The organism is Pelagicoccus sp. SDUM812005 (assembly GCF_031127875.1).
Classification (GTDB): Bacteria; Verrucomicrobiota; Verrucomicrobiia; order Opitutales; family Opitutaceae; genus Pelagicoccus.
On the sequence record NZ_JARXIA010000014.1, the window covers coordinates 98,286 to 122,829 of the forward strand.

Below are 24,544 nucleotides of genomic sequence, written 5' to 3' on the forward strand. Positions count from 1 at the left end.
GCCGGAAGAACTTGAAGCGGGAAAGGTATGAAAAATTACGTCAGAAGAATGAAGGGTAAGGGGCGCGGCCCGAAACGGGAGCCTTTGAAGAAGGTGGTCTGGTCGTGGCTGGGTGCCTTTGCGGGAATCTATGCCATCGCCGCGATCAACGAAGCCCTGCGTCTAAGCGAGCGGGATAGTGTATTCTTGATCGGCTCGTTCGGTGCCTCGGCTGTATTGGTGTTCGGCGCTCCGAACGCCGAGCTCGGGCAGCCGCGCAACCTGGTCGGCGGTCACGTGTTCTCGGCCTTGGTTGGCGTTCTCGTGAGTGCTACTTGCGGTCAATTTCCCGTGCTGGCTTGCGCCCTTGCGGTTTCCCTGTCGGTCGTGGTGATGCATCTGACACGGACGTTACATCCTCCGGGCGGGGCGACTGCTTTGATCGCGGTTACGGGCGGCGCGGGCGTGCAGACGCTGGGTTACGGTTTTGCTTTCTTTCCAGTGGCAACAGCGTCGGTAGTTCTCTTGTTGATAGGACTGTTCGTAAACAATCTCTCGCGTAATTCCAAGCGTCATTATCCGGTTTTCTGGTTTTAGGTTATCTGCCAATTAGCCGCGTGCGAGAGAGTGTGTTTTTCTTAAAAGGACATTGACATCCAATTAAGAATCGGCGGTTTTGCATTCTAATTGGATAAAGGTATCCGTTTTAGAGAACCGTTAGAAATCTAGCTATGAAATACGCGAAGCATTGGGCATTTTTGGCCTTCGTATTAATCGGCTCGTTCGCCGTTTTGAGTTACTATGGGGTGGAGATCTACCGCAAGGCGCCGCCGATTCCGGAGCGGGTGGTGACCGAAGCGGGAGAAACGCTTTTCGAAAGAGAGGACATCCAGACGGGCCAAATGGTCTGGCAGTCTATTGGGGGCCAGGAAGTAGGGAGTATTTGGGGACATGGTTCTTACGTGGCTCCGGACTGGAATGCAGACTGGGTGCATCGGGAGTTGCTGATGTTGCGGGATGCATTCGCTCGCGAGCGCTTCGGCGGAGCCTACGAAGGCTTGGATTTGGAGGATAGGGCGGGCATCGACTTGGCGGTACGCAAGGAGATCCGGTCGAATGGATACGACGCGGAGACCGGTACCTTGAAGGTGTCGGAAAAACGGGCTGAAGCGATCAAGGCGCAGTTTCGCTACTATGCGGCGATCTTCGGGGACTCGACTGTATTCGACGAGGACCTTTTGTCGTATGTAGACGGAGGATACGACCCGGTCGAACTACGTGATTTTTATGCGATCGCCAAGAACACGATTAAGGACGAGGAGCGACAGTTCGCTCTGAACGCCTTCCTGTTTTGGACGTCTTGGTCGACGACAACGGTACGCGAAGACTTTGCGGCTGAAGACGCGTGGAATGACGACAGGGCGATTAGCTACACGAACAATTGGCCGGCCGAACCGGCTATCGGAAATACGCCGAGCTCGGGAGTTTTGGGCTGGTCGATCGCGAGCGTGATCGTGTTGCTGATCGGGATCGCAATTCTGGCATGGCGGCTTTCGGTCGAACATGGGGAGGAAGGATTGGAGCCGACGCCTACCGCTCCGAAGCTAGCCGAGCGGATCACGCCCTCGATGCAGGCAACGGTGAAGTACTTTTGGACCGTGGCTTTGCTTATTGTCCTCCAAGTCGGGATGGGGATTGTGACGGCCCACTATGGCGTGGAAGGCGATGGACTATTCGGAATACCGCTCGCGGAGTGGCTCCCGTATTCGGTGACTCGTACCTGGCACACGCAGTTGGGGATATTCTGGATCGCAACTGCTTGGTTGGCGACGGGCCTTTTCCTGGGGCCGGCGGTTTCTGGATACGAGCCGAAGTTTCAACGGCTCGGGGTGAACTTCCTGTTCGTCTGCCTTTTGATCATCGTGGTCGGTTCGTTTTTCGGCCAGTGGTTGGCGACTCGCCAAGAGATGGGTCTGGATACGAACTTCTGGTTTGGGCATCAAGGTTATGAATACGTGGACTTGGGCCGCTTTTGGCAGATCTTTTTGTTGGTCGGGCTTTTCTTGTGGTTCGGTTTGATGCTGCGTTCGATTTGGCCGGCTTTTCGCCGTCCGGGTGAGAATCGCCACTTGATTGCCCTTTTCCTTATCGCGTCCGCCGCGATCGCGATTTTCTACAGCGCGGGCTTGATGTGGGGCAAGCACACCCATTTGGCCTTGGCCGAGTACTGGCGTTGGTGGGTGGTGCACCTATGGGTGGAAGGATTTTTCGAGGTCTTTGCCACGGTGGTGATCTCCTTCCTCTTCGTACGGCTGAAATTGATCGGGGCAGGCTTTGCGACGAAGGCGTCTCTGGCTTCTACATCTATTTTTCTCTTCGGCGGGATTATCGGAACCTTTCACCACCTCTACTTCACGGGTACGCCGACGGCGATCCTGGCTTTGGGATCGGTCTTCAGCGCTTTGGAAGTGGCGCCGCTGGTGTTGATCGGGTTCGAGGCGACGGAGAGCTTGAAGCTTTCTCGCTCTACGGAATGGGTGAAGGCGTACAAGTGGCCGATCTACTTTTTCGTAGCGGTAGCGTTCTGGAATCTGCTGGGAGCGGGTGTGTTCGGATTTTTGATAAATCCGCCTATCGCACTTTATTATATGCAAGGGTTGAATACGACTCCAGTTCATGCCCACACGGCGCTCTTCGGGGTTTACGGAATGCTGGGGATAGGCTTGATGCTGTTCTGTCTGAAGTCGCTAAGGCCAACCACGAGCGAGGAGGAGCGTCCGCTGAAATTCGCGTTTTGGAGCCTGAACATCGGCTTGCTGGCGATGGTGTTACTGTCGTTGTTGCCCATTGGGATTTGGCAAGTCTGGGCGAGCATGGAGCATGGCATGTGGTACGCCCGTTCTGCGGAGTTTATGCAGCACCCGGTTATGGAGTGGCTACGCTGGGGACGTGTGCCGGGCGATGTGATCTTCGCCGCTGGAATCGTAGCCTTAGCTTGGCACGTGGTGAAGATCTCTTTGTTGAAGCGCGAAATGCGTGGTTGAGAGCGCCTCGGAATTCTTGAGAAATGACTAAGATGGCTCTCCCAATGTGTCATCTTTTTCTTTTATATCAGGTATCATGATACGTGGAGATGGAGCGAGTGTGTCCTGTGGGGTGTTTGCAGCGAAACGCCAAGTGATGCGTCGAGTGATTGTGCGATTCTGACTCATGCCTTAGAGAATGTGGAGCAGGCCTCTATGGCGTTAAGAAGCAAGGATAGCCATGAGGGTTTATGAATGAGGCAAATGGGACGGGGCAACAAGATATTTGCTGCGAGCGTTGCGGTGTTGAGATGTCAGAGAAGGAGCGGGCTAATGGTTGGCGTGTTTGCGATAGCTGCTATTCTGTTCGAGACTCTTGCTGTCAAGAGTTCGGGTCGGATGACTTGACGGAATGCGAAGAGGGCGAGGGATCGTCGCGCTTTATAATGTGGTCACCTGATGCCTGCAGCTGAAAAAACTCACTCGGCATGGCGAGTGAGTTTTGAAATTAATTAGGTTATTCTTACGAATGCTCTTGTTGTGCTTTTTTATTCGACGATGAACTTGCCTTTCATGAGGGCGTAGTGGCCGGGGAATGAGCAAATGAAGTCGTAGGTTCCGGCGGGAGGCGCAGCGAAGGTGACGGAGGCGCTTTCCCCGCCGCCGATGAGTTTTGTGTGCGCGATGACTTCTTTGCCTTCGGGAATGTACTCCGTAGCGGCGGCGGATATGGCTTTGGTGCCAAAGGCGGCGATATCGGTGCCTTGCTTCAAGAGCACGAAGTTGTGGCCCATGGCTGCCTTTGGAAGCTTCCCGTTGTGGGTTAAGGTGAGCGTGACCTCGGAGCCAGCGGCCGCCTTGAGTTCGCTCTTGTCGAATTGCATCGCGTCGTTCGAGCCGAGTTCTAGCTGAACGTCTGCGGCGGATAGGGCGGTGGTTGCGAGCCAGGTAGCGATAGATACGATCAATGTTTTAAGTGTATTCATGATATAGATATTAGAGCTTTAGTTGATTTTGATTAAATGAGGCCAAGCGCCACCATCGCACGGGCGACTTTAGTGAATCCAGCTATATTGGCACCGTTGATATAGTTGCCCGGAGTGCCGAATTCTTCGGCGGTTCTGTGGCAGCGGTTGTGAATGCCTTCCATGATGGCGGATAGCTTGGATTCGGTGTACTCGAAGGTCCAGGAATCTCGGCTAGCGTTTTGCTGCATCTCCAGCGCCGAGGTGGCGACGCCACCCGCGTTGGCGGCTTTGCCGGGACCGAAGGCGACGCCTGCCGCGAGGAAGGCGCGGATTCCGTCCGGAGTGGTGGGCATGTTCGCTCCTTCGGCGACTGCGGAACAACCGTTGTTGATGAGCATCTTGGCGTCGTTTCCGTTGAGTTCGTTCTGGGTGGCGCAGGGAACTGCGACATCGCAGGGGATCGACCAGATGGAACCGCCGGAGATGTAGCTGGCGTCGGAACGGTCGGCGTAGGCTTTGATGCGTCTGCGTTCGATCTCCTTGACCTGCTGGAGCAGCTTGAGGTCGATCCCGTTCTTGTCATGCACGAATCCGTCGGAGTCCGAGCAGGCGACCACTTTCCCGCCTAGCTGGTGGATCTTTTCGATGGCGTAAATGGCGACGTTGCCGGAGCCGGAAACGCTGCACGTTTTGCCCTCGAGGCCCTCGCTGCGAACTTTGAGCATCTCGTTGAGGAAGAAGGCGACTCCGTATCCCGTGGCTTCCTTGCGGGCTCGGGCGCCGCCCCAGTCTAGGCCTTTGCCGGTGAATACGGCAGACTCGTAGCGGTTGGTGACTCGTTTGTATTGCCCGAAGAGGTAGCCGATTTCGCGGGCGCCCACACCGATATCGCCGGCCGGTACGTCGATGTACTCGCCTAGGTGCCTCCAAAGCTCAGTCATGAAACTCTGGCAGAAACGCATGATCTCCGAGTCCGAACGGCCTTTGGGGTCGAAGTCCGAGCCGCCTTTGGCGCCGCCGATGGGCAGGCCGGTAAGGGCGTTCTTGAAGATTTGCTCGAAGCCTAGGAACTTGACGACTCCGAGGTAGACGGAAGGGTGGAAGCGGATGCCCCCTTTGTATGGGCCGAGAACGCTGTTGAACTGGACGCGAAAACCGCGATTGATCTGAACTTGTCCCTTGTCGTCGACCCAAGGGACGCGAAAGATAACCTGTCGCTCCGGTTCGCAGATGCGTTCGATGACTTTGTGTTCCCCAAATTCTGGATACTTGGCGAGTACGGGGCCTAGTGACTCGAAGACTTCGCGTACGGCTTGGTGAAATTCGGTCTCGCCGGGATTTCGTTGAATTACGGTTTGAAGCGAGGGCTCCAGCTTCTCATCTAGTGCTTTACCCATATGTATTTTATCGTGTTTGCCCAGCTGTATGTGGTGTCCGGGTATTTTAAAGAAAAGGTCGCCACCGATGATCTGTGGTGGCGACCTGATTGATATGCTACTTGCCTCTAGAGCCGATGATCGAGGAAGCTGAAGCGTGCGCTAGCTCGTGCTTTTTCTTTTTGCGCTTCTCTTGCTTGGTTTGCTGCTGCTTGTTTTTACGATTGATCGCTTTAGGAGATTTATCACCCATGACTATTATATATTTATATGTGTTGATATTTTTCCACAGAATACCCTTTTAACCGCGTATCTATTTCTTCGGTTAAGGGTTTCTGTGTTTTATTGAAGGTAGGAAGTGACCGTTGTTGCTCTTCCAGATTGATAGCTGGGAGCTATGATCAAAGCGGTATTCGCTTCCTAAGTGTCTGATCCGAGCAAACAATCCTCGGATGTCAGTGTCCCTCGACGCAGCCTGGGGGGCTTGGGTGATGAATCTACCTCGAGCCGCTCCAAGTGCGCCGAGGAATCTCTGGTCGGATAGCCGGCGTCTCCCGCACCGAAAGCTTCCTCAAAGATTTTCTTTTATAGTTCATTTTATTATACCGGGCTCCTCTTCGGAGTACGTCGCGATGCTTGTTCGTTTGTGGCGTTAGTCAAGCCGGAGTTCGGGTTTTAGGTAGTAATATTTAGTTTTTGTAGGTAATTCTGGAAGATGTTCTGTGATGTTTGAGAGGTAAGCTGACAACTCGCTTATCGCAGGCTTGCGGCTTTCGATAAATACAAACGTAGTTCTCGTTCGGAAGACGATTTATATTTGATTGGTGATGGGGAGGACGGGGTTATGGGAGGGTAGATTTATCGAATATTATCGAGGTTTCTGAAATTTATAAAGCCATGGCTGGCCTTTGTTTCGTTTTACGGGTTTAAGGTATTCGAGATGAATTTGAAAAACTCAGTTTTGGGGCACGTTTTGCTTATTGGAGGCTTAATGCTGATCGGCGTTAATTTGCGTCCAGCGATAACGGGAATCGCTCCTTTGGTAGACCGTATGATCGGCGATGGTGTGGCGGTGGGGGCGATTGGAATGCAGACGACGCTTCCTTTGGTATTGTTTGGATTGGCCAGCGTTTTTGTGGGGGTAGTCGGGAATCGTATCGGTTTCGCTCGGGCATTGGCATTGGGATTGGTGGTGCTCGCGAGCGGCTGCTTTTTGCGATCATGGGGATTGGCAGATGGCGGAAGCTCCCTGACTCTCCTAGGCGGGCCGTTGCTGGTGGGCCTGGGAATCGCATTTGGCAACGTCCTTTTGCCAGGGGTGGTGAAGAGCCGCTATCCAAATCACCTGGGTGTGATGACCAGCCTCTATTCGACGGCCATGAATGTTGGGGGCGCCTTGGGGATCGCCTTAGCGGTACCGCTGGCGGATTCGCTTTCGGGTGGATGGCGGGCGTCCTTGGGCTTTTGGGGGATGGCGGCTTTAAGCCCTTTGCTTTTTTGGATCCCGCAGATCGTGCGCAAGCCGGCTTCTCGGGTTGCCGGAAATCCTCTCGAGCCGCTCGCTCGGATGGCGAAGGATTCTCGGGCTTGGCAGGTGACCGTATTGATGGGCCTGCAGTCGCTGCTGTTCTATTCCAGCGTGGCTTGGCTGCCGGTGATGCTGCAGGAGCGCGGTATGAGCGAATCAGCTTCCTATGCCTGGCCGACGGTAATGCAGCTGTGCGGTTGCGTGGCTAGTCTGACCTTGCCGACTTGGGCGGGCAGGCTCAGATCGCAGAGAATGTTGGCCTCGGGGTGCGGTATCGTTACGGCTGCAAGTATCTGCGGAATCTTGTGGTTCCCGCTGGGAGGAGTAGGGGGCGCAACAATCGGCTTGGGCGTCGGGTTGAACGCGGGGTTCGGGATGGCCTTGCTTTTGATAGCGATGCGCAGCAAGAACGCGAGTGCGGCCGGCTACTTGTCTGCCATGGCTCAGACGTTTGGATACCTCATTGCGGCGCCGTTCCCTTGGTTTGTCGGATGGTTGAGCGAGGCGAGCGGAAGCTGGCATGTAGCGTATGGTTTCTTGATCCTGCCCGCGGTCGGGGTCGCGGTAGCAGGATCCTTGGCGGGACGGCCGGGCTGGGTGAGATAAGCAGTTGTCGAACGAGAGATGGTTCGGAGTGATCCGCTCATGTTTCTAGAAATAGTCATCGAGAAATCTCTGAAAACGGCCTATGTATCTTTTTCGTTCTGCAGTCTAAAATCCGTAACTATTCGATACATTGAAAAAACCACCTTCGACTTTTCATAAATGGCGTCCGCACCCGTGGCACGGCCTTAGTATTGGCCCGAATCCACCGACGGAGTTGAACGCCTATATCGAGCTGACTCCTTTCGACCTCGTGAAATACGAGATCGACAAGGAAACTGGCTACATCGCAGTCGACCGCCCTCAGTTGACGTCTTCTATTCCGCCCTCGCTTTACGGTTTCATCCCCAAGACGTACTGCGGCGAACGAGTGGGTCGTTTGATGAAGGGTAGCGAGAAGGGGGGCGATGGCGACCCGCTGGACATTTGCGTTGTTTCGGAACGCCCGATTTCACGTGTAGAAGTGATTGTCAGGGCAAAAGTGCTTGGTGGACTGCCCATGCTAGACGACGGGGAGGCTGACGATAAAATCATAGCCGTCCTGGCTAGCGAAAGCGTCTGGAACGGGGTGGAGGATGTGGGGCAGCTTCCATCCGTAATTGTGGATCGGATACGCCACTACTTCACGACTTACAAGTTGCATTCGGATTCGACAACTACGACGGAAATCGGGGAGACCTACGGACGTGAGCATGCCCACGAGGTGATTCGTGCGGCGATTGAGGATTACGAAGAGAATTTTGGCGGCGAAGGCGAGTAGGACCGAGGAGGGGAAGGTTTAGGGTTGTCTTGCTGGGCAATTCAGGAGTCGCGCGGTAGCCGACGGTTTCAAGTGTCTCGAAACAGTCGCGGATTGCGTTCGATGAACTTTTCCGTCCAGTCTCCTATGAAGGAAGGAGAGTCGCGCTTCATGTGCCACCAGCCAAAGCAGCTGATGATTACGGCGCCGAGGGTATCGACGATCAGGTCCCACATGGTGTCGGTCAGGCCGGACGGGTCATCGAGGAAGGGCTTTTGCATGTTCGTCCCCGCGAGTTGATCCATCGCGAATTCGAAGATCTCCCATACCGCTCCGCCAGCGACCGCAAAGGCGAAGGCGAAGAGGGCGACGAATCCGGGCCGCATGTGCATTTTTATCTCTCGTGCCTCGTTGAGTACGTAGACCAATAGGAAACCGACGATGCCCAGCAGCAGGCCGGAAGTGGTGTGCAGAGCGATGTCCCACCACCAGAAACGCTCGTAGTAGCTGTGGAACTCCCCTAGGAAAAGGGCCGCGAAGACGAAGGTTATGGCGAGGAACTCGTACTCGTGTGGGATGCTTACCGGCAACCTCTTACCCAACAAGGCTGGCGCGCTGGTGATGGCCATGATTGCGATGAGGCCAACGCTGCTCATCCACATCTGCCCCACTAGCAGGAGGACAAGCTCGAGGCACATGACGCTTTGCATAAAAATCAGTATCGCCAATCGAATGCGTCTCCCTGTGGTGGGTCGTTCCATCGCGGAGGGCGGCTTATCGTGGCTTTCTTCCCTAGGTGGCTTGTCCTGTTGGCGGCGTGGTTGATTAAGCATTGGATGTATGGAACGTATGGATAGGAAATCTTCCTTGAGTGGTTGGTTTCGCTAGTGAACGGTTCACTCGCTTTTCATCGCCTTGATGGCCGACTGTGGCCCGGCGAGCAGGAGATTGTCGCCGGCCTGAAGTTGCCAGCTAGGATCGGGCGACAGTCGCGGCACTTCGCCTCTCTGAATGGCGACGATTTGAACGCCGTAGCGTTTTGGCCACTGCAGCGTCTCTAGGGTAGCTCCGACCCAAGGAGACTTCTCAGGGACCGTTATCTGATCGAGGATGGCGAGAGAAAGTCGAGGGGGCGGTGCGTGTTTCGCCCTAGTCGTGGAGAGAAGGTCTTGGGCTTTCTTGAGAGCTTCCGAATCGCCTACGAGGAAGAGGAGGTCTCCGGGAAAGAGATGGGTGCCGGGGCCGATGGTCGTGAGCTGATGCCCCTGGCGCTCGACACCTACGATGCTAGCGTTCGAACGGGTGCGAAGCTGGGTGGTGGCGATCGTTTTTCCAGCGTACGAGCTACCCTCGGGGATGGTGAACTCGACGAGGTCGAGCTTCCAGGCTTGCGAGCTCTCCCTTAGGCTGGCGGAGCTCGGGTGGAGATCGGGCTCTAGCCTTGCGGACTCGGAAAGCGCGACCTCGACGTGACTGTACCAGCGAATTAGTATTCGCCAGCCAAATACAGCTCCCAACAGCGATGCCACGAGCAGGCCGATCAAGGCGTAGCGGTCGATCCAGTCGATGGGGATGAAGTTAGAGAGCCAGATCGTGGTGACGGCGAAGGCCAGCAGTCGAAGCAGGTAGGTGAAGCTCAGCCTGAGTTTGCTGCGCCGTGCTTGCGGACCGATGAAGTGTTCGCTCACGATGAGGGTGATCGCGTTGACGTTTCTTACGAATGCAACGATGGGCAGCAGGCAGGCAACAAATATGGCTAGCCAGTAGAGAGCGGCGAAGGAGCCGAGGGCCGGGTGGTTGTTTTGTATCCAAATAGCGGTTGCTTCATACCCCGGCCGGGCAAAGACGAGCAGAGCCGTGGCGAGCAGGATCTCCCGTCCGATCTGCCAGAGGCGCGGGGTCAGGATGCGGGCCATGGGATTTTTGCTGCGGTGCCGTTCGAAGCCGCTCCACATTTCGCGATAGAAGCGGAGGGTCTTTTCGAGGGACTTGATGCGTGAGGGGCTGAGAGCTCTGGCAATTTTGTCAGATTGCTTGATCAAGAGGGGCGAAAGTAGCGAGGTCAGGAAAGAAATGCCCACGGCGGCTATCTGAAAGTCGCCATCGAGTATGCCAGCGGAAATGCCGAGTCCGGCGATCACGAAGGAAAATTCCCCGATAGGCGTGAGGCAAAGTCCCGCTCGAAGGGCGGTTTTCTCCGTCTCGGCGGCGACGAGAAATCCGATGGAGGAGGCGACGACGCGAACGACCATGGCGAGGGCGACGCCCAGGAGGATGAGGGGCATGGCCTCTGGAAAGCGGAAAATGTCTATGGACATGCCGATGGCAGTGAAGAAGACGGTGACGAACACGTCCTTCAATCCCGAGAAATTGGCTGTGATGACACGAGAGTTCGCGGACTCCGATACGATGACCCCGCACAGAAACGCTCCCAGGGCCAGGGAAAAGCCAGTGGCCACGGTGAGGTAGGCCATGAAGAACATGAGGCCAGCCACGAGTAGGGTTTCCAGCTCGGCGCCGCCTGCCCGGCATATTTTGGTCAGCCCTTTCGGTATGAGAAAGAGGCCAGGGACGATGACGATCGCAGCGAACGCGAACAGCAGACCGATCGTCTTCACCAGTGGCGGCCAGGGGGAGGCCGTCGCATCGAGGCTTTCCGCGGCGCTGTAGGACCCGAGCCACGCGAGCATGACGATGGCAACCATGTCTTCGAGCAGCGTGACGCCCATGGCCAGCTGGCCCGCCCGGTCGTGGTTGAGCTTATACTCCTCTAGGACTCGGCTGATGATCGCCGAACTGCTCACGACGAGCATGCCTGCGAGGAAGAGGGATTCTCCCTCTGAGTACCCGAGCGCCGCAGCTGCCATGCGCGTGATCGTGAGGGTGATAATCGCGGTGACGGCGGTGGCGACGACGGGACCGACGCCAAGCTCCCGGATCTTGCCGATCCGGAACTGCAGGCCGACGAAGAACATGAGGAACACCAGCCCCAGTTGAGAGAGCGTCTGGATACGCTGGGCATCGGTGACGTATACAACCGTAATCTGAGGGGTGCCTATGATGATGCCGACTACGAGGTAACCTACTACCTTTGAAATGTTGAGCTTGCCGCAAATCCACCCGGCCAGGGTCGCGGATAGGAGGATGACGGCGAGGTCTTGAATCAATTGGACAGAGAGCGTCATGCGTGGGATCTCGATGTTAATGTTTTCAATGACAGCTAGGGCTACTTCCGCTTCACGCTGCCTTCGAGGCTGAGCTCTCCGGGAAGGACGTTGGGGGGGCCGATAGGACGTCCTACGGAGCGGACGTCTTCTACAGTGTAGAAGGGACTTGGATCGAGTTTGCCCAGAAGGGCGACGAGTTTGGGCAGGCGCTTGCGTTCGGAGACGGCGATGACGACTCCAACGGCTCCGCGGGATCCGTTTGCGTCGACGGTAGTGATGCCGTAGCCAGCGTCGCTGAGCATGCGAGCGATTTCGCTGGCGTTGCCTTGGGCGATGATGCGTACGAGCTGATAGCCTAGGGCAAGGCGTTCTTCGATAACCATGCCCACGTAGGTGCCCGCGGAGAATCCGAAGGCGAATGCGAGGAAGCAGGCGATGTTGTTCAGGTTGTTCATGACCTGGCTGATGGCCAGCAGCCAGATCACGACTTCGACGAAGGCGAAGAGGGGCACGATTTTTTTGAGCCCGCGGAAGATGAGGATGTGGCGTAGCGTAGCTAAGGATACGTCGGCGAGACGTGCCAGGAATATGAGTAGGGGTATGACAACCCAGACCATGTAGTCGAAGTTTTGCATTTACGTTTTTGTATTGGAAAGTTGATACGAAGAAGGAGCGACTTTGGTGAGTCGCTCCCGTGTGCGTCCAAAACGCGTTTCGTTTGCTCGAACCAAGCGTTCGCTCTTAGTCAGCTACGCTCCGTGTTAGGCGGGTAAGAGCTGGCGGAACGCTCGGGGCATTCTCGCGGATCGCCGCATTCGATGGATGACCCGCTCGCGCTTGTGGCGGGCGAGGCGGACGCGATGGCGAAGCTGGCGCTCTGCCTTGTCGAAGATCGCGTCCAGCGCGGCGTAGGCGTTCTCGGACTCCGCATTGGCGACGATGTCGGGACCGCGGAGCTCGATCAAGGCTCGGGCCTGGAAGCGCTTTTCCGAAGCCTTGCCGGAGTCGAGCGTGAGTTCGACCCGTACGCGTATCATGTCGTCGTAATGATGGAAGAGCCGGCGAAACTTCGTGTTTACGAAGGATTTGATGGAGTCTGTAATTTCAAAGTGGTTACAACTGATGATGATTCTATTCATTTCGTTTATCATATGGTTGATGTTTACGGTTGGGCACGCACAGCCGGCCGCATGCCTTAAGCTGCGTTTGTTTCGTGGTTTTCGCCGTATCCTGAGGGTACGGTGGAAGGCTCTCGCGAAACCCGTCTGGACGGTTCGCTTGTTTTGGTCCGGTAGCCTCTTTGCCTTTTAATACGCGGAATCGCGTCCGCTTATAGGGCTACCGGCTTAGCCGAGGTAGATGAGCGGTGTACTTTGCCCTTGGGGCAATTTCAGTTGTCTTTCAACTAATGCGAGACTCATGACGATGCGAGATATACTCCTAGTTCCCACTCTTAGTCAAGGCCTGTGGGAAATGTTTCCACGTATTACGAAGTTTTGATCAATACTGTTGCATTAGGTTTCTCGCCAGACGTAGCCGCTTGGCGTTTTCCGGGGTCGCTGGGAATGGATGAGCTGTATTTTGTTCGTCAATACAAAGGCCGTTAAGCTGGCTGCGAGGACCAGCGGAGTGAGGGAAAGGCTAGTTAGGGTGCCGAGCAATATTGTGGTGCTGATTGGGGTGCGGGTGACGCCGACGTTGGCGGCCGCCATGAGGCAAACGATGGAGAGGGGGAGAGGAAGCCAGCCTGCGGTGGCGATGCTGAGGGCCGCTCCTGCAGTTCCGCCGATGAAGAAGAGAGGGAAAATGAATCCCCCGCGAAAGCCGCTGTTGAGGGTGACGCTCACGGCCAGCATCTTGAGGAATGCAATGGCGGCAAGCGGCGCGAACCAGGAGCTGTTGAGTTCTGCGGCGCCGAGCTGGAGCAGGATTTCTCTCATTTGGAATTCTCCCCAGAACAAGGTGCTGGAGGAAAGTTGGCTGGGGCTGGCGATCGCGAGGAGGCCGAGTAGGAGGCCGCCGCAGGCCCCAAGTAGGGCTCGCCGTTTTTCGAGCCGCTCCAAGACGAGGTGGGCCAGCCGGAACAACTGCATGAAGAGAATCGCGGCGAGAGCGCCGACTGCTCCGAGCAAAATGCTCTTGAGCAGGAGTTCGCTGTCGATGTGGGGCGTTTCCCATTTTAGGGGAAAGAGCGGGTGGGGGTGGTCGGCAAGCGTGTTGAAAATCCAATAGCTAAAGAAGGCGGAGACGATTGAGGGTACGAGCGCTTCGTAGTACTCCAAGCCGTTGCGATGCGGTATTTCCAGAGCGAATACAGCGCCGGCGAGTGGCGCTCCGAAGAAGGCTCCGAGGGCGGCGGACATGCCGCAGAAGGTGAGGGTGCGGGTGTGCGCTCGCATCCAGTCGAGTCGGTCGCCGAGCCAACTGCCGGCGCTGCCGATGATTTGCACGAGGGGAGCTTCCGGACCGGCGCTGCCGCCAGCCGTGATCGAAACAAGCGAGGTGACGATCATGGATGGAGTTTGCTTGGTTGGAATCTTGCCGTCCTCTAGGTGGATGTTGTTGACCACGGCTGCGATTTCTCCGGGAACGCCGAAGCGTTTGAGGCAGAGGCCGACGAGCAGTCCGCCAAAAGTGGTCACAGCGAGCAAGCTGAGCGCGTCGCCCGGCAATCCGATCTGCGCGAGCAGCTGCGAGGCGAGAGGGAGGGCGTGGTCCCAAGTGAGGCCGAGCATGAAGTGCAGGACGGTGGCGTAAAGATAGGCTACGAAGCCGCCGAATGTGCCGATGAGGGATGCGGTTAGGAGCAGCGCGTTGAAGGAGGGCTTCGCGTTTCGTCCAGTGGGCAGCTGTGTTTTTTCAGCCATGGGAAACCTAGACGTCTCGCTCTGCAGTATTAGATTGGGGATGAGCCGGGCGGAAGGGCGCGGCGAGCGATTGGCGCAGCTCGGGGTTGCGTTCAAGGAAGGCTTTTGCGTATGAGCAAAGCGGGTTGATTTTGGTACCGATGCTATCCGAATAGGCGACGGCCTGTTTGACGAGGCGAGCGGCGAGACTTTGCCCGCGCAGGTGGTGGGGAACGAAAACGTGCTCGATGGCAAGGGTGTTGCCATCTCGTGAATACAAGAGGTGGGCTCCGTTTTCGGTATAGAATTTGCGGTTGTCGGCGTCGTGGAGAAGCGGTGCGGGCGAGTCGGTCATGGTATCGCGGGAGGGGAGAGTGAGGATGGCGAGCGCGAGAATCCTAGTCTTCGATTTCGGGCATGGAGCAAGGGGAGGAGAAGTATTTCGCTGCCTTCTTGCCGGGGGCGGGGAGCTTTTTGGCTGCGGCTTGGATGAGTTTTGCCAGCTGGGATCGGTGGCACTCCTCGCTGTTTTCGCAGAAGCAGCCGAGGTTGATGCGAGTGGTTTGGCTGACGGCGGCGAGTAGCTCGATGCAGTGCTTTTGCTCGGTCCCTTTCATCTCGCTGCGATAACGCTGGGCGAATTGCTGATAGGTCAACTCTTCCGCGAGGTAAGCCTTGTAGAGTTCCTTGCTGGGCGCGAGCAGGGGCATCCAGACCTGAAAGTAGCCTTTGCGGTAGCGGTCCTCCACGCGGATGCCGCGAGGCGTCTGCCGGGCAACGCCTATGCTCAAGCCGGACAGTTCCGCGCAGTCGCCGTATTGGTAAAGGTGGAGATTCATTCAGCTAATAAAATAACGTAATACGATATAAAACTTGGCATAAGCGGTGGGGCCGTCAAGCTTAGGAAGCAGATGAGCAGCAATGACAATTCGACGGGGATGCGTACGCGTTGCGTGCACTTAGGGGGAAGGCCGGAGGGGAATGAGCCTTTTGTGCCGACCATCGCCCAGAGCACGGTTTTCAACTTGGGAACCGCGGAGGAAGCGGAAGCTATCTTTTCGGGCGAGAAGCCCGGCTATGCGTATACGCGGTTCGGGAATCCGACGGTGCAAAAGCTGGCGGAGGCGGTGGCTTCCTTGGAAGGTGGGACTGGGGCTATGGTGACGAGCTCCGGGAATGCGGCCACCTTGTGCGCGGTGACGATCGCGATGGCGGGAAGAAAGGGGAGTTTGGTGACGCATCCGGACATCTATGGCGGAAGCCACGAGTTGTTGGGGATCTTGTCGGATACGTTTGGCTTGCAGGTGAATGTTGTAAATCCGAGCGACGAGGCGGCATGGTTGAAAGCGGTTTGGCAAGCGGGAGCTGTTTTGCTGGAGACTCCATCGAATCCGCTGATGCGATTGATCGACTTGCGGTCGACGGTGGAGGCGGCGCATGGGAACGGGGCGCAGGTGATTGTGGACAACACGGTGGCGACCCCCTTTAACCAGCGGCCGTTTTCGTTTGGAGCGGATTGGGTCGTGCAGTCGACGACCAAGTACTTGAACGGGCACTCGAACGTGGTGGGCGGTTGCTTGGTCAAGCGAGAGAAGCTACTGGCGGAAGACCGTCGCGTGCACAAGAACTTGGGAGGCACGGTGAACGCTATGGAAGCTTGGCTGGTATTGCGCGGGCTGAGAACGTTCGCTCTGCGCATGGAGGCGCATAACCGCAATGGTGAGGCCATCGCCGATTGGCTGAGTCGCCACTCCGCCGTATCCAAAGTTTATTACCCAGGTAGGGGCGAAGGGCGCCAAGAAGAGATTTTCGCCCAGCAGATGAGCGGCGGCAGCGGTTTCCTCGCGTTCGAACTTGCGGGCGGAGGCGAGGCTGCGGAGCAGTTTCTGAACCGCATGCGCCTGGTAACGCATGCGGTGAGTTTGGGCGGTATGGAAAGTTTGGCTACACGGCCTGCTATGTCGAGTCACCGCGGCATGAGCCCTGAGGCGCGGCGAGAAGCGGGAATCGCCGACGGCCTGATTCGCCTTTCGGTAGGTACGGAGGGGCTGGACGATTTGATCGCGGACCTGCGTCAGGCGCTGGAGCAATAGAATTTTGTTATGAAGATATACAAGGACATTACGGAAACAATTGGAAACACGCCGTTGGTTCGCTTGAACCGGACTGCCGAGAAGTATGGAGCGCAGGCGGAAATCGTCTTGAAGCTGGAGTCGTTCAATCCGCTCTCGAGCGTGAAGGATAGAATCGGCGCGGCGATGATCGATGCGGGGATGCGCGAGGGAAAAATCAATGTGGATACGACGCTTATCGAGGCGACGAGCGGCAACACGGGTATCGCTCTGGCTTTCGTGGCGGCGGCGAAGGGCTTGAAGCTGATCTTGACCATGCCGGACACGATGACGGTTGAACGCCGGAAGATCTTGAAGGTGCTGGGAGCCAAGCTGGTCTTGACGCCGGGCGCCAAAGGAATGAAGGGGGCGATCGCAGAAGCGGAGCGGATCGCCGCCACGATCCCGAATAGCTTTATCGTCAGCCAGTTCGCCAATCCCGCCAATCCGCAGATTCATAAGGAAACGACGGCTCAGGAGATCTGGCGGGATACGGAAGGGATGGTAGATGTCATCGTATCGGGAGTCGGCACGGGCGGGACGATAACTGGAATTTCGGAGGCGTTGAAGCCATTGAAGCCGGACTTGAGAATCGTAGCGGTGGAGCCGGACGGATCGCCGGTGCTGTCGGGCGGAGAGCCGGGGCCGCACAAGCTGCAAGGTCTAGGGGCGGGGTTCGTGCCAGCTGTTTTGAATACGAAGGCCTACGATGAAGTGGTGCGGGTCAAGGAGGCGGAATCGGCTCCTGTCAGTCGCGACGTAAATTGCCTCGACGGCATTCCGGTGGGCATCTCTTCGGGCGCAGCCATCTGGGCAGCGATAGAGTTGTCTAAGCGACCTGAATACAGGGGAAAGCGAATTGTGACGATTGTGCCGTCCAGCAGCGAGCGTTACCTGAGCTCGTGGCTGTTCGAGGACATCGATATCGAAGGGGATGAGCTCTAGCGTGTACCTTTCAATGCGCGCGGACAGTTGCGCTAAGGGTGCACCTGCAGAAGAGAAGCGCGTGTCTGACTCAAGAACGGCGAAAATTTAAAGAGTATGAAGTAGTTTAGTGGGCTAGAGCGTTAAGAGGGAGGTAGAATGAAATACAGGAGATGGAATTATGGGGAGGACTCGCTGAGCGGACGAATCGCGCAACGCGTCGAGGAGCTGGAGGTTTTGTTGACGCGTGAGTCTTGGCTTCCGTTTAGCTTGCGAGGTTTGTTGGCGACAGAGTTGCCTCAGATCTTGAAAACGGTGAGGTCTGGCAGGGCGGTCTGGCGTAAGCGTGTTTCGAAGCAGCTGTTAGTATTGTCATTGGCGAGCTGGGTCTATGGACCCAGCGCTTTGGAATCGAAGACGATCTCGGGGATACAAGCGCTCGAGTTGGAGGTGAACGGTTTCATTTCCCAGGAGCGCAAGCACGAACGCAATGGCAAGGACGAACTGGAGGAAGGCGACGAGTAGCCGGCTGGTTTTGAGTGTTTGAATCGCAGCGGGTACATTGTCCGCCGCTCGCGGCGTCGCTAACTTCTGCGATTCGTCGAGCTTCGAAGCCCGTAGGGTCAAATCGACGTGATGTCCCGTCGTGGTCTCCCGCGATCGACGGAGTCGACCCCTTGGGGCGGGGTGGCGATTTGAGAGCGAAGATATTCACTATTGGGAAACGAGAGGGGCTAGGTAGCCCCTCTCGTGGTTTATCAGGAAGCTACTTTTGTTCTCTTGGCCCGTTCCTGCTCTCTCCTGCCGAGCTCTTCTGCGAGCGTGGAGCGAGCTTGCGAGGTGAGTTGCTTGGGATCGAGTTGCTGTAGCTGGATCGTGGGAAGACTGGCGTAGTGGGTTTTTAAGGACGCCGCGTCATTGGCCACTTCGTAGAAGGAAGCGAATCGCTTCCACCATCGTTTAATCATAGTAAATTGAATACGTTTTGTGCGTTATCCGACACCCTAACCCTGCTCGAGCGGATGTCGCTGTATAGTGTTTTACAGCTGCTCCACCTTGCTCGCAGGAGTTTTCTCCTTCGAAACAGAAGGTCCGGGGGAGCGGCGCACTTGTAGTGCACTCTCGTGGGAACTTATAGGCTGACTCGCAGCTGTGAAATTAGCGAGAAGTCGTGCTTCGCCGGGGAGGAGAGCGACAGTCGTAGGACGCTCGCCATTCGCGTCCTGTCGTCCCAGTCCGTTCTTCCAGTAAGTCGCAGATTGGGAAATCGGGGGCGAGCCATGCCAGGTAGTCATCAGGGAGGTACGCAAGTTTCGCTGGGGGTGTTTCCTCTTTTTGGAGAGGCCGCAGCGGCGAAGCCCTGTCGACGATGCCTTCAATGGAAGCGAGTTGGCTGTGGTTTGTGGCGATGGCCGCTTGTTTGCTGTCCGCTGGCACCGACGCGGCAACAAAGCCTTCACCGCCGGGAGATGCGGTGACAATAAAAAGTGCGACGAATAGATGCCAGATCGTTTTCAAGCGTCAAAGTGCTACAAGATACTGTGCAATGACGCTTGCGGGGCAGTTGTCAACTGCAGCGTACGCGCGCTTTTTGTCGTCTTCGGCTGGGAGGGAAACTTGGGGACCACGCCTTGAACTTAGAAAGAGCAGTAGCCCGCGGCGACCTGACGCAACCTACTGGGCTGAGGGGCGTTTGAGCGCCGACTCGAAGCAACATTCTGGCGCACCTTCGCGGGCTCAAAAGCCCCTTCGCTCCAGCATCTAGCACCACCTCATCCACACTCGACCGCTCTTTCTAGGTTGAAGCGAGCTTGTGTGAGGAGAGCGGCGATGGATAGCCCCGTCAGGGCAGCGGCTGCGGTCAGGATTTCAGGGGTGTGAGGCAGGTGAGGCCATTGGGTAAGAGTGGCTGCGGGGACATAGAACAAAACTGCCTCTCCGATTGCGAAACTGAGTAGGTAAAGGGCCGAAGCAGTGACCGTGGTCTTTGAATTGCGTATCCAGTTATTGGAGATTCCCCATGCAATTAGGGCAGGGGTGACGACGCCTAGGAATACTAGGTGCAAGAAACCGATGGCTGCGGAACGGTGGCTGGCGAGGACGTCGAGACCGGGTAGACTGCCTGCGAACTGGAAGACGAATTTTAGGATAAGGCAAGCGAGGGCGACACGAAGCAGCTGCCTCTGGAGGTAGGGCAGGCGAGCGATAAACCCTGCATCTAAGTTTTGGATACGAGAGAATATGATGCCGCAGCCAATGAGCTGGAGAATTGATCCGAGGAGAGAGGCCAGATTCACCAAGTAGGAGAAATTAGCCCATATGGCGGCTTGGGCCAAGGAAAGCAGGCAACCAGCGGTCAAGAAAGGGTAGGCTGCGGCGAAGGCGGACTCGAGTTTCTTTGAGTGAGAGAGCGCGATGACGGATGCTAGGAGGAAGAAGACGAACCAGCCATTGTACTGGAAATGCATGTAGAAATAGATGGAGAGCGTGTACCAGGGGGAGTCGCGGAGCTCGAGTGCTCCTAAGGGACCGAGGGCGAGGGGACCCACGCTCGAAATTGCCATGAATACGAGGGCGGTTCGCAGGTACTGCCTTCCGAGGGGTGGCAGTGCATTTTTTCGAAAGAGCTTCCATGCGAAGGCAAAGGTCGTGGTCATGTGGAGCGTGGAGAAGGAGATGCTCCAGAAGGCGTAGCCTTGGAAAGGGAAGGACGCGAGCATGCCTAGGTTGGCGATTTGCAGGAGATAGAAGACCTTGCGGAAGGCGGGGAGTTGGTCCTCGGTCGCGAAGTGTTGGATGCTGACGGCAAGGAGGGCATTGAAGACCCAAGCCAAGAATGCGGCGTGCGAGTGGGCGTGGAGGAAGTGGCGGTAGTTTACGGCGGCTATGGGTTCCAAGGCTTGGAGCCGAAGGAAGATTCCGAGCAGAGCGGCGATGAGGAAGAATGAAAGACCAGTGATGAAGACGGCACGGGCGAGACGGTCACGATTGTGAGGTCGAGATGAAGGCGTATCTATTGGCATGGCTGTTATCGTGAATATATTCGTCCTAACTCTACGTTGTTCTCTCGAATCCCTGGAGTTTGTCCTTGGGACAAAGGTTTCAGCCGTAGTCGAAAAGACGAGATTCAAATATACCAGAGCTGAATGAAGTTAAATTCGCTGGTCGTCCGCCATACTCTGGAATTCCAATTGTTCAAATCTTTCTGTTCCGATAAACGCGGTGTACTTGTCTAGCGGTTTCTTAGATCAGGCGCGTTGAAAATGCGATCGAAGTTCGCGTCTATCCGATTTCGACTGATGAATTTCCGGAAACCCTTTATGGTAAATATGTGGAGGTGGCTTATTGTGTATTCGGTATGTCCATACGTCAGTCCTGTGTCGCATTCTATCGTATGGTCCACGAAATATTCGCATGAATCGACCTGTTTGGGAGGTTCCGCCAGATTTCCATTGCTGTCATAGTCTGCGACCCACAAGTCCCCTTCGTTCAGGATCAGCAATGGCATAACAAAGGTGTAAACCGGCATATCGTTTCTGCCTTGGAAATCTCTCCATGCCGTAGCCACCAAATCAATGCAGGAAGCCAGCGCTTGGTTCCACTTCAGGAATACTTCCTCGTCGTTGCTCACGAATTCGTCTTCCTTTCCTCTCGACTGCTTGATCCCAACGCGAGCCATCCCCTTGCCAACCATCTCCCATCTTCGGTAGGGCGATGTTCCATCTTCCCTGTAGATGGTTTTCTGCTCGATGCTGGTAATTTTCCCTTTTGCGGTTTTTAGATAACAAGCGAGCCTTTCGTGCGGTTCCCGTGGAAGCCTAGATACCAGTAATGGGTATTCCGAGCCAAGAGTCTTGCACTCGATTGCAAGCTTCAGCGCACAATCTCCGATGTATGGTCCAATGCTGACGCGCAGGTCGAATTGGCGCCTTTTTCCCGATTGTTGATCGAGATAGCTCCCCCCGTGTACCGCTTCAAGTTGGTATTCCTTGCACGCTTTCAATGCGGCCATTTCAAGAGCGAACCCTTCTTCCTGTGAAAGGTATCGCTCAAGGTCGGATGCCTCGATTTTCTTGTTCGCTTGTCTCGCCATGTTGTCGCTAGGCTTGGCTCGAGATTGGCTCCCCGGCTATGATCGTATGGGAATAGGTTCCGTGATCGGCTTCGCCAAATCGTTCTAGGTGGCATGATCTGACATCGAACACGCGGCGGCAAAAGAAGCCTGGGGTTGAAGGTTTCGATTCTTTCCGAAGCTTGGCCCAAGCGACGAGCTTACCATCGCCTTGAAATGCTTTCTTCAAGCCTCCTTGTCTCGTACCGCCGATCGCTTCGCCTACCTTGATTAGTTTGTACTTCGATAGGTCGTCGATGAACTCGATGGCTTCCTCTTGGCTTATATCGGCGGCCACTTTAGGCCCCCTCCTTCTTCTTTGGTGGCTTTATCGTCGGCATCTTTACTCCGGTCGTTGTGGGACGAAGAGACGCTCCTCGTGAATTGCTCAATGGAGAATAGATCTTCTTTGGCTGTTCCCGTGAATATTTGTCTTTGTTCATAATTGGCTATTTTCGAAGGAAGTATTCTTTTGCGATTAGAGTGGAATTTTTGAGGAGCTTGTCGTTGTGCGGTATAGTCAATTCTCCGATGTGCCGCTTCCACAATGCCCCAATCCTTCTTTTGAATTCGATCGTTTTTGCGTGGATTTCTCGTACGGTCAGGTCTCCTTCCGATATGCAGTACCACTCGTCCTCCATATCGATGAACAGTTCGTCAAATGCGTATGATAGGTTTCTGAGCGGCTTGATGCGTTTGCTGAACGGCAGATAGCTTTTAGCTGCATTGAGCACTTGCGAAAGCGCGATAAGGAATCCCCACAGAAACGAGAATTCTGCCCAAATGGCCCAGCCTCCGATGCAGACGCTTGAGGTAATCGCGAGATAAATTTCGATCCTGTTGTTCCATCGCTCGGAGCGAATTAGGTAGCCATGCACATAGTGGCAGTGAGCTTTGAACTCATTCATCGAGTCCCAGTACTCGTTCGCAATCTTGCTCATCCGCAATCAGAGCTAGAGCTCTTCAATTGTCGTCTTCTAGCCCCAGCATATCGGCTATCCATTCATCCTTGCGGTCGACTGGACGGTAGAATCCGTATCGTTTGGCGACGCCGTCGTAAAACTCGTCGATCAGTTCGTTTAGCCTGAATTCCGGGATCTCTATTAGCCGCCACTGGTAGCTTCCTACATTCGGGAGTTCCATATCCTTTTTCCAGTTGGAGTATGACAGATGATCATTGGGCTCGCCGTCTCTCACAGAGAAACCATAGGCTTTTCCGTATTTCCCATTGGGCTCAATTTTCGTGATCACGATCAGATCATGATCGCTCCAGTTCCGCCGGGAAGCTGCGAAAGGGAGAGTTTGGATATCCGCGTAGATCTGGAAAACGTTCCTCATTATGGGCTATAGCAGATTGTTTGTAAATCGTTCAGCTTGTGTGACATGCTCTGCAGCACCAGAAGCACCCGTTGATCCTCTCGTTAGGCCACTGTCGCTTCGCATGTAGCACGGCTCCGTGGCAACTCGCGTGGTAGCCAAGGTCCACCTGATTCTGTGGGAGCGGCATGTACTGGCACCCTGAAGTCGCATTGTGCACCTCGTAGTCGCCATTGTCTTGCTGGTTTTTGTTTATGATGAATTGTGGCATTCTCGATTCTTGTAGTTGATTGTTCTAAAATTAAAATTATCTCTTCTTCTCTCTTCGAACCCCCTTGAATGGAGCTTTTGAGGAGGTCTTGACGTCTATAAAGCGTCCCGTGTCCGCGTCGCGTTTGGCCCAGTGGCCAGAGGAAGTTTTGGTTTGCGAGCGGCTTCTAACCGCTCCTTTTCTGTGTCCGTCGCCGATAGGTGGGTTAGTTGCCATGTTCTTGTATGTATTTGACTGCTTAAGTTAAGGACCTAATACTTAGTGTTAGGTTAGTATGATTCTTAAAACCTCATAAAAAGTATGAGGTCAACCTGTTTATTTTTATTTCTTCAGCATGGATCACGATATTCCCCATACTCAGCTCCTTCGATTGAACTTCATTGAGTTTCGCCTGCTATTCGCTGGCGAAGTTGGCCGTGGCGACCTGATGCGACGATTTGGAATAAAGGAGGCGGCCGCGACCAAGGACTTCACGGCGTATAGGGGCTTCTTTCCGAGGAACATCGAATTCGACCAAAGCCAAAAGGTGTACCGTCCAACGAAGGAGTTTTCGCCGTCGTTGATTTCCGGTCGCCCTCAAAAGACCCTTTTAAGGGCATTGGTTCATGGGACGGGGGACGATTTTTCAGAGAGTGTCGATCCACTGGTGCCTTGCGAGTTGCCCGTTCGGCTGTATGAAACGCGGTTGGACACATTAGCCGCTGTCTCGAGGTGTATATATTCGGGCGGGGTGCTTCGAATTCGCTACCTCTCAGGTAGCGGATCCACCAAGAAAAGGGATATCGTTCCTTTCTCCTTCGCGGGCAACGGCCTCCGTTGGCACGTGCGCGCATATGATCGTTTGAAAGGAAGGTTTGGTGATTTCGTGATCAATCGTATCGTCGCTGCAGAAAGTCTTGATGAAACCGCGAAAGCCTCGGAGAGAAGAGAAAACGATGAACAGTGGAATCGGATGGTTCGTCTTGAGATTGTTCCGCATCCGAAAACGAAGAACGCCAGAATGCTTGAGATAGAATTTGGAATGGAAAACGGACTGTTGGAGTGCAGGGTGAGGGCTGCTCTTGTCGGCTATGTTTTAAGGCTTTGGAATGTCGATTGCACCGCTGATGCAAGTTTGAAGGGTAGGGAATATGCGCTGTGGCTCAGAAATCGAGCGACTCTCTACGATGCTGAAAACGCGGAGATCGCTCCCGGTTACGTTCAAGATTGAAATTTTGACTGGCACCTATCTTGGCAGCTGCGCGTTTTCCATCGCCTAGCGCGACGACGCCAATGGCTCTCTGTTCGTACGCTCGAGGGAAAGTGCCGAATTTACAGTGGGAAATGCAGAACTTAAACAGGAAGTGTCGGCTGTCACTTTGGGTCGCGTGGCTGCAAGCTAATGGAGTCAATTAGTAGCTCTAGAAAAAGTAGAAAGATCGTTGCCTGTCGGTGATTCGTGGATACGGAGACCGAATTCGGGCAACACGGCGAAGATGTGGGATTGGATGTCCTCGTATTTGATCCACTTGGTGGTGGCAGTGAAGGCGTAGTCTTGCTGGGGAAGCCCGTCGCTCGAGGGTTAGCCTGGAATTACCCCCA

At 55.3% G+C, this 24,544-nt stretch carries 26 protein-coding genes and 1 pseudogene; 8 read left to right on the forward strand and 19 right to left on the reverse strand.

Annotated features, from left to right (window positions below):
• Positions 1 to 27: 27 nt before the first annotated feature.
• Both QEH57_RS16215 and QEH57_RS16220 read left to right on the forward strand, forming a co-directional pair.
• Positions 28 to 576, forward strand: coding sequence for an HPP family protein (locus QEH57_RS16215; protein WP_309007812.1), 549 nt, complete (start codon positions 28 to 30; stop codon positions 574 to 576).
• 134 nt (positions 577 to 710) lie between these two features.
• Positions 711 to 3,023, forward strand: coding sequence for a nitric-oxide reductase large subunit (locus QEH57_RS16220; protein ID WP_309007813.1), 2,313 nt, complete (start codon positions 711 to 713; stop codon positions 3,021 to 3,023).
• Between the two features lie 527 nt (positions 3,024 to 3,550).
• On the opposite strand, the gene azu is transcribed toward QEH57_RS16220, so the two are convergent.
• The 3 genes from azu to QEH57_RS16235 form a co-directional block, all read right to left on the reverse strand.
• Complete coding sequence (gene azu / locus QEH57_RS16225; RefSeq protein ID WP_309007814.1) at positions 3,551 to 3,988, reverse strand: azurin; 438 nt, start codon at positions 3,986 to 3,988, stop codon at positions 3,551 to 3,553.
• Positions 3,989 to 4,020: 32 nt separating this feature from the next.
• Positions 4,021 to 5,367, reverse strand: a complete 1,347-nt coding sequence (gene gdhA / locus QEH57_RS16230) for an NADP-specific glutamate dehydrogenase (protein WP_309007815.1) — start codon at positions 5,365 to 5,367, stop codon at positions 4,021 to 4,023.
• Positions 5,368 to 5,464: 97 nt separating this feature from the next.
• The gene (locus tag QEH57_RS16235; protein ID WP_309007816.1) at positions 5,465 to 5,599 is read right to left on the reverse strand and encodes a hypothetical protein; all 135 of its coding nucleotides are present in this window, start codon (positions 5,597 to 5,599) and stop codon (positions 5,465 to 5,467) included.
• A 687-nt stretch (positions 5,600 to 6,286) separates the two neighbouring features.
• Between QEH57_RS16235 and QEH57_RS16240 the strand changes: the two genes are divergently transcribed.
• A complete protein-coding gene (locus tag QEH57_RS16240) occupies positions 6,287 to 7,480 on the forward strand; it encodes an MFS transporter (protein WP_309007817.1) in 1,194 nt (397 codons plus the stop codon).
• 130 nt (positions 7,481 to 7,610) lie between these two features.
• Positions 7,611 to 8,237 (forward strand): inorganic pyrophosphatase, encoded by a 627-nt coding sequence (locus QEH57_RS16245; RefSeq protein WP_309007818.1) that lies wholly within the window; start codon positions 7,611 to 7,613, stop codon positions 8,235 to 8,237.
• Between the two features lie 68 nt (positions 8,238 to 8,305).
• On the opposite strand, the gene QEH57_RS16250 is transcribed toward QEH57_RS16245, so the two are convergent.
• The 7 genes from QEH57_RS16250 to QEH57_RS16280 form a co-directional block, all read right to left on the reverse strand.
• Entirely contained in the window at positions 8,306 to 8,926 is a 621-nt protein-coding gene (locus QEH57_RS16250; RefSeq protein WP_309007819.1) for a hypothetical protein, read from the reverse strand.
• A gap of 186 nt (positions 8,927 to 9,112) precedes the next feature.
• Positions 9,113 to 11,401 carry a cation:proton antiporter gene (locus tag QEH57_RS16255; RefSeq protein WP_309007820.1) on the reverse strand — a complete coding sequence of 763 codons (2,289 nt, stop codon included), beginning with the start codon at positions 11,399 to 11,401 and terminating at the stop codon, positions 9,113 to 9,115.
• 41 nt (positions 11,402 to 11,442) lie between these two features.
• On the reverse strand, positions 11,443 to 12,018 hold the full coding sequence (locus QEH57_RS16260; RefSeq protein WP_309007821.1) for a DUF2179 domain-containing protein: 576 nt from the start codon (positions 12,016 to 12,018) through the stop codon (positions 11,443 to 11,445).
• A 126-nt stretch (positions 12,019 to 12,144) separates the two neighbouring features.
• A complete protein-coding gene (raiA, locus tag QEH57_RS16265; RefSeq protein ID WP_309007822.1) occupies positions 12,145 to 12,522 on the reverse strand; it encodes a ribosome-associated translation inhibitor RaiA in 378 nt (125 codons plus the stop codon).
• 375 nt (positions 12,523 to 12,897) lie between these two features.
• Positions 12,898 to 14,250 (reverse strand): chloride channel protein, encoded by a 1,353-nt coding sequence (locus QEH57_RS16270; RefSeq protein WP_309007823.1) that lies wholly within the window; start codon positions 14,248 to 14,250, stop codon positions 12,898 to 12,900.
• A gap of 7 nt (positions 14,251 to 14,257) precedes the next feature.
• Positions 14,258 to 14,584 (reverse strand): GNAT family N-acetyltransferase, encoded by a 327-nt coding sequence (locus tag QEH57_RS16275; protein WP_309007824.1) that lies wholly within the window; start codon positions 14,582 to 14,584, stop codon positions 14,258 to 14,260.
• A gap of 43 nt (positions 14,585 to 14,627) precedes the next feature.
• Positions 14,628 to 15,068, reverse strand: a complete 441-nt coding sequence (locus QEH57_RS16280) for a DUF488 family protein (RefSeq protein ID WP_309007825.1) — start codon at positions 15,066 to 15,068, stop codon at positions 14,628 to 14,630.
• 72 nt (positions 15,069 to 15,140) lie between these two features.
• On the opposite strand from QEH57_RS16280, the gene QEH57_RS16285 reads away from it, so the two are divergent.
• The 3 genes from QEH57_RS16285 (at position 15,141) to QEH57_RS16295 (ending at position 17,789) form a co-directional block, all read left to right on the forward strand.
• Positions 15,141 to 16,322, forward strand: coding sequence for an aminotransferase class I/II-fold pyridoxal phosphate-dependent enzyme (locus QEH57_RS16285; RefSeq protein ID WP_309007826.1), 1,182 nt, complete (start codon positions 15,141 to 15,143; stop codon positions 16,320 to 16,322).
• Between the two features lie 9 nt (positions 16,323 to 16,331).
• Positions 16,332 to 17,285, forward strand: coding sequence for a cysteine synthase A (gene cysK / locus QEH57_RS16290; protein WP_309007827.1), 954 nt, complete (start codon positions 16,332 to 16,334; stop codon positions 17,283 to 17,285).
• Positions 17,286 to 17,423: 138 nt separating this feature from the next.
• On the forward strand, positions 17,424 to 17,789 hold the full coding sequence (locus tag QEH57_RS16295) for a hypothetical protein (protein ID WP_309007828.1): 366 nt from the start codon (positions 17,424 to 17,426) through the stop codon (positions 17,787 to 17,789).
• Between the two features lie 233 nt (positions 17,790 to 18,022).
• Here QEH57_RS16295 and QEH57_RS16300 read toward each other — a convergent pair whose 3' ends face one another.
• From QEH57_RS16300 to QEH57_RS25000, 8 genes are all read right to left on the reverse strand, one after another.
• Positions 18,023 to 18,232: a hypothetical protein gene (locus QEH57_RS16300; protein ID WP_309007829.1), complete on the reverse strand. Its 210-nt coding sequence runs from the start codon at positions 18,230 to 18,232 to the stop codon at positions 18,023 to 18,025.
• 804 nt (positions 18,233 to 19,036) lie between these two features.
• The gene (locus tag QEH57_RS16305; protein WP_309007830.1) at positions 19,037 to 20,287 is read right to left on the reverse strand and encodes a hypothetical protein; all 1,251 of its coding nucleotides are present in this window, start codon (positions 20,285 to 20,287) and stop codon (positions 19,037 to 19,039) included.
• 209 nt (positions 20,288 to 20,496) lie between these two features.
• The gene (locus QEH57_RS16310) at positions 20,497 to 21,357 is read right to left on the reverse strand and encodes a hypothetical protein (protein ID WP_309007831.1); all 861 of its coding nucleotides are present in this window, start codon (positions 21,355 to 21,357) and stop codon (positions 20,497 to 20,499) included.
• A gap of 7 nt (positions 21,358 to 21,364) precedes the next feature.
• Complete coding sequence (locus tag QEH57_RS16315; RefSeq protein ID WP_309007832.1) at positions 21,365 to 21,673, reverse strand: hypothetical protein; 309 nt, start codon at positions 21,671 to 21,673, stop codon at positions 21,365 to 21,367.
• A gap of 151 nt (positions 21,674 to 21,824) precedes the next feature.
• On the reverse strand, positions 21,825 to 22,283 hold the full coding sequence (locus QEH57_RS16320) for a hypothetical protein (RefSeq protein WP_309007833.1): 459 nt from the start codon (positions 22,281 to 22,283) through the stop codon (positions 21,825 to 21,827).
• A 55-nt stretch (positions 22,284 to 22,338) separates the two neighbouring features.
• Positions 22,339 to 22,518 (reverse strand): hypothetical protein, encoded by a 180-nt coding sequence (locus QEH57_RS16325; protein ID WP_309007834.1) that lies wholly within the window; start codon positions 22,516 to 22,518, stop codon positions 22,339 to 22,341.
• Positions 22,519 to 22,744: 226 nt separating this feature from the next.
• Positions 22,745 to 22,963 (reverse strand): hypothetical protein, encoded by a 219-nt coding sequence (locus QEH57_RS24995; protein ID WP_343224791.1) that lies wholly within the window; start codon positions 22,961 to 22,963, stop codon positions 22,745 to 22,747.
• A 36-nt stretch (positions 22,964 to 22,999) separates the two neighbouring features.
• On the reverse strand, positions 23,000 to 23,179 hold the full coding sequence (locus QEH57_RS25000) for a hypothetical protein (protein ID WP_343224792.1): 180 nt from the start codon (positions 23,177 to 23,179) through the stop codon (positions 23,000 to 23,002).
• Between the two features lie 118 nt (positions 23,180 to 23,297).
• Between QEH57_RS25000 and QEH57_RS16330 the strand changes: the two genes are divergently transcribed.
• Positions 23,298 to 24,173, forward strand: a complete 876-nt coding sequence (locus tag QEH57_RS16330) for a WYL domain-containing protein (protein WP_309007835.1) — start codon at positions 23,298 to 23,300, stop codon at positions 24,171 to 24,173.
• Positions 24,174 to 24,350: 177 nt separating this feature from the next.
• On the opposite strand, the pseudogene QEH57_RS25005 reads toward QEH57_RS16330, so the two are convergent.
• Positions 24,351 to 24,524, reverse strand: a pseudogene (locus tag QEH57_RS25005) (miniconductance mechanosensitive channel); the annotation flags it as partial.
• Positions 24,525 to 24,544: the final 20 nt, after the last annotated feature.

Excerpts from the sequence above, each read along its gene's own strand:
- QEH57_RS16215 (WP_309007812.1), top strand. The coding sequence starts at position 28 with ATGAAAAATTACGTCAGAAGAATGAAGGGTAAGGGGCGCGGCCCGAAA.
- QEH57_RS16220 (WP_309007813.1), top strand. The coding sequence starts at position 711 with ATGAAATACGCGAAGCATTGGGCATTTTTGGCCTTCGTATTAATCGGC.
- azu (WP_309007814.1), bottom strand. The coding sequence starts at position 3,988 with ATGAATACACTTAAAACATTGATCGTATCTATCGCTACCTGGCTCGCA.
- gdhA (WP_309007815.1), bottom strand. The coding sequence starts at position 5,367 with ATGGGTAAAGCACTAGATGAGAAGCTGGAGCCCTCGCTTCAAACCGTA.
- QEH57_RS16235 (WP_309007816.1), bottom strand. The coding sequence starts at position 5,599 with ATGGGTGATAAATCTCCTAAAGCGATCAATCGTAAAAACAAGCAGCAG.
- QEH57_RS16240 (WP_309007817.1), top strand. The coding sequence starts at position 6,287 with ATGAATTTGAAAAACTCAGTTTTGGGGCACGTTTTGCTTATTGGAGGC.
- QEH57_RS16250 (WP_309007819.1), bottom strand. The coding sequence starts at position 8,926 with ATGCAAAGCGTCATGTGCCTCGAGCTTGTCCTCCTGCTAGTGGGGCAG.
- QEH57_RS16255 (WP_309007820.1), bottom strand. The coding sequence starts at position 11,401 with ATGACGCTCTCTGTCCAATTGATTCAAGACCTCGCCGTCATCCTCCTA.
- QEH57_RS16260 (WP_309007821.1), bottom strand. The coding sequence starts at position 12,018 with ATGCAAAACTTCGACTACATGGTCTGGGTTGTCATACCCCTACTCATA.
- raiA (WP_309007822.1), bottom strand. The coding sequence starts at position 12,522 with ATGAATAGAATCATCATCAGTTGTAACCACTTTGAAATTACAGACTCC.
- QEH57_RS16270 (WP_309007823.1), bottom strand. The coding sequence starts at position 14,250 with ATGGCTGAAAAAACACAGCTGCCCACTGGACGAAACGCGAAGCCCTCC.
- QEH57_RS16275 (WP_309007824.1), bottom strand. The coding sequence starts at position 14,584 with ATGACCGACTCGCCCGCACCGCTTCTCCACGACGCCGACAACCGCAAA.
- QEH57_RS16280 (WP_309007825.1), bottom strand. The coding sequence starts at position 15,068 with ATGAATCTCCACCTTTACCAATACGGCGACTGCGCGGAACTGTCCGGC.
- QEH57_RS16285 (WP_309007826.1), top strand. The coding sequence starts at position 15,141 with ATGAGCAGCAATGACAATTCGACGGGGATGCGTACGCGTTGCGTGCAC.
- cysK (WP_309007827.1), top strand. The coding sequence starts at position 16,332 with ATGAAGATATACAAGGACATTACGGAAACAATTGGAAACACGCCGTTG.
- QEH57_RS16295 (WP_309007828.1), top strand. The coding sequence starts at position 17,424 with ATGAAATACAGGAGATGGAATTATGGGGAGGACTCGCTGAGCGGACGA.
- QEH57_RS16300 (WP_309007829.1), bottom strand. The coding sequence starts at position 18,232 with ATGATTAAACGATGGTGGAAGCGATTCGCTTCCTTCTACGAAGTGGCC.
- QEH57_RS16305 (WP_309007830.1), bottom strand. The coding sequence starts at position 20,287 with ATGCCAATAGATACGCCTTCATCTCGACCTCACAATCGTGACCGTCTC.
- QEH57_RS16310 (WP_309007831.1), bottom strand. The coding sequence starts at position 21,357 with ATGGCGAGACAAGCGAACAAGAAAATCGAGGCATCCGACCTTGAGCGA.
- QEH57_RS16320 (WP_309007833.1), bottom strand. The coding sequence starts at position 22,283 with ATGAATGAGTTCAAAGCTCACTGCCACTATGTGCATGGCTACCTAATT.
- QEH57_RS16325 (WP_309007834.1), bottom strand. The coding sequence starts at position 22,518 with ATGGAACTCCCGAATGTAGGAAGCTACCAGTGGCGGCTAATAGAGATC.
- QEH57_RS24995 (WP_343224791.1), bottom strand. The coding sequence starts at position 22,963 with ATGCCACAATTCATCATAAACAAAAACCAGCAAGACAATGGCGACTAC.
- QEH57_RS25000 (WP_343224792.1), bottom strand. The coding sequence starts at position 23,179 with ATGGCAACTAACCCACCTATCGGCGACGGACACAGAAAAGGAGCGGTT.
- QEH57_RS16330 (WP_309007835.1), top strand. The coding sequence starts at position 23,298 with ATGGATCACGATATTCCCCATACTCAGCTCCTTCGATTGAACTTCATT.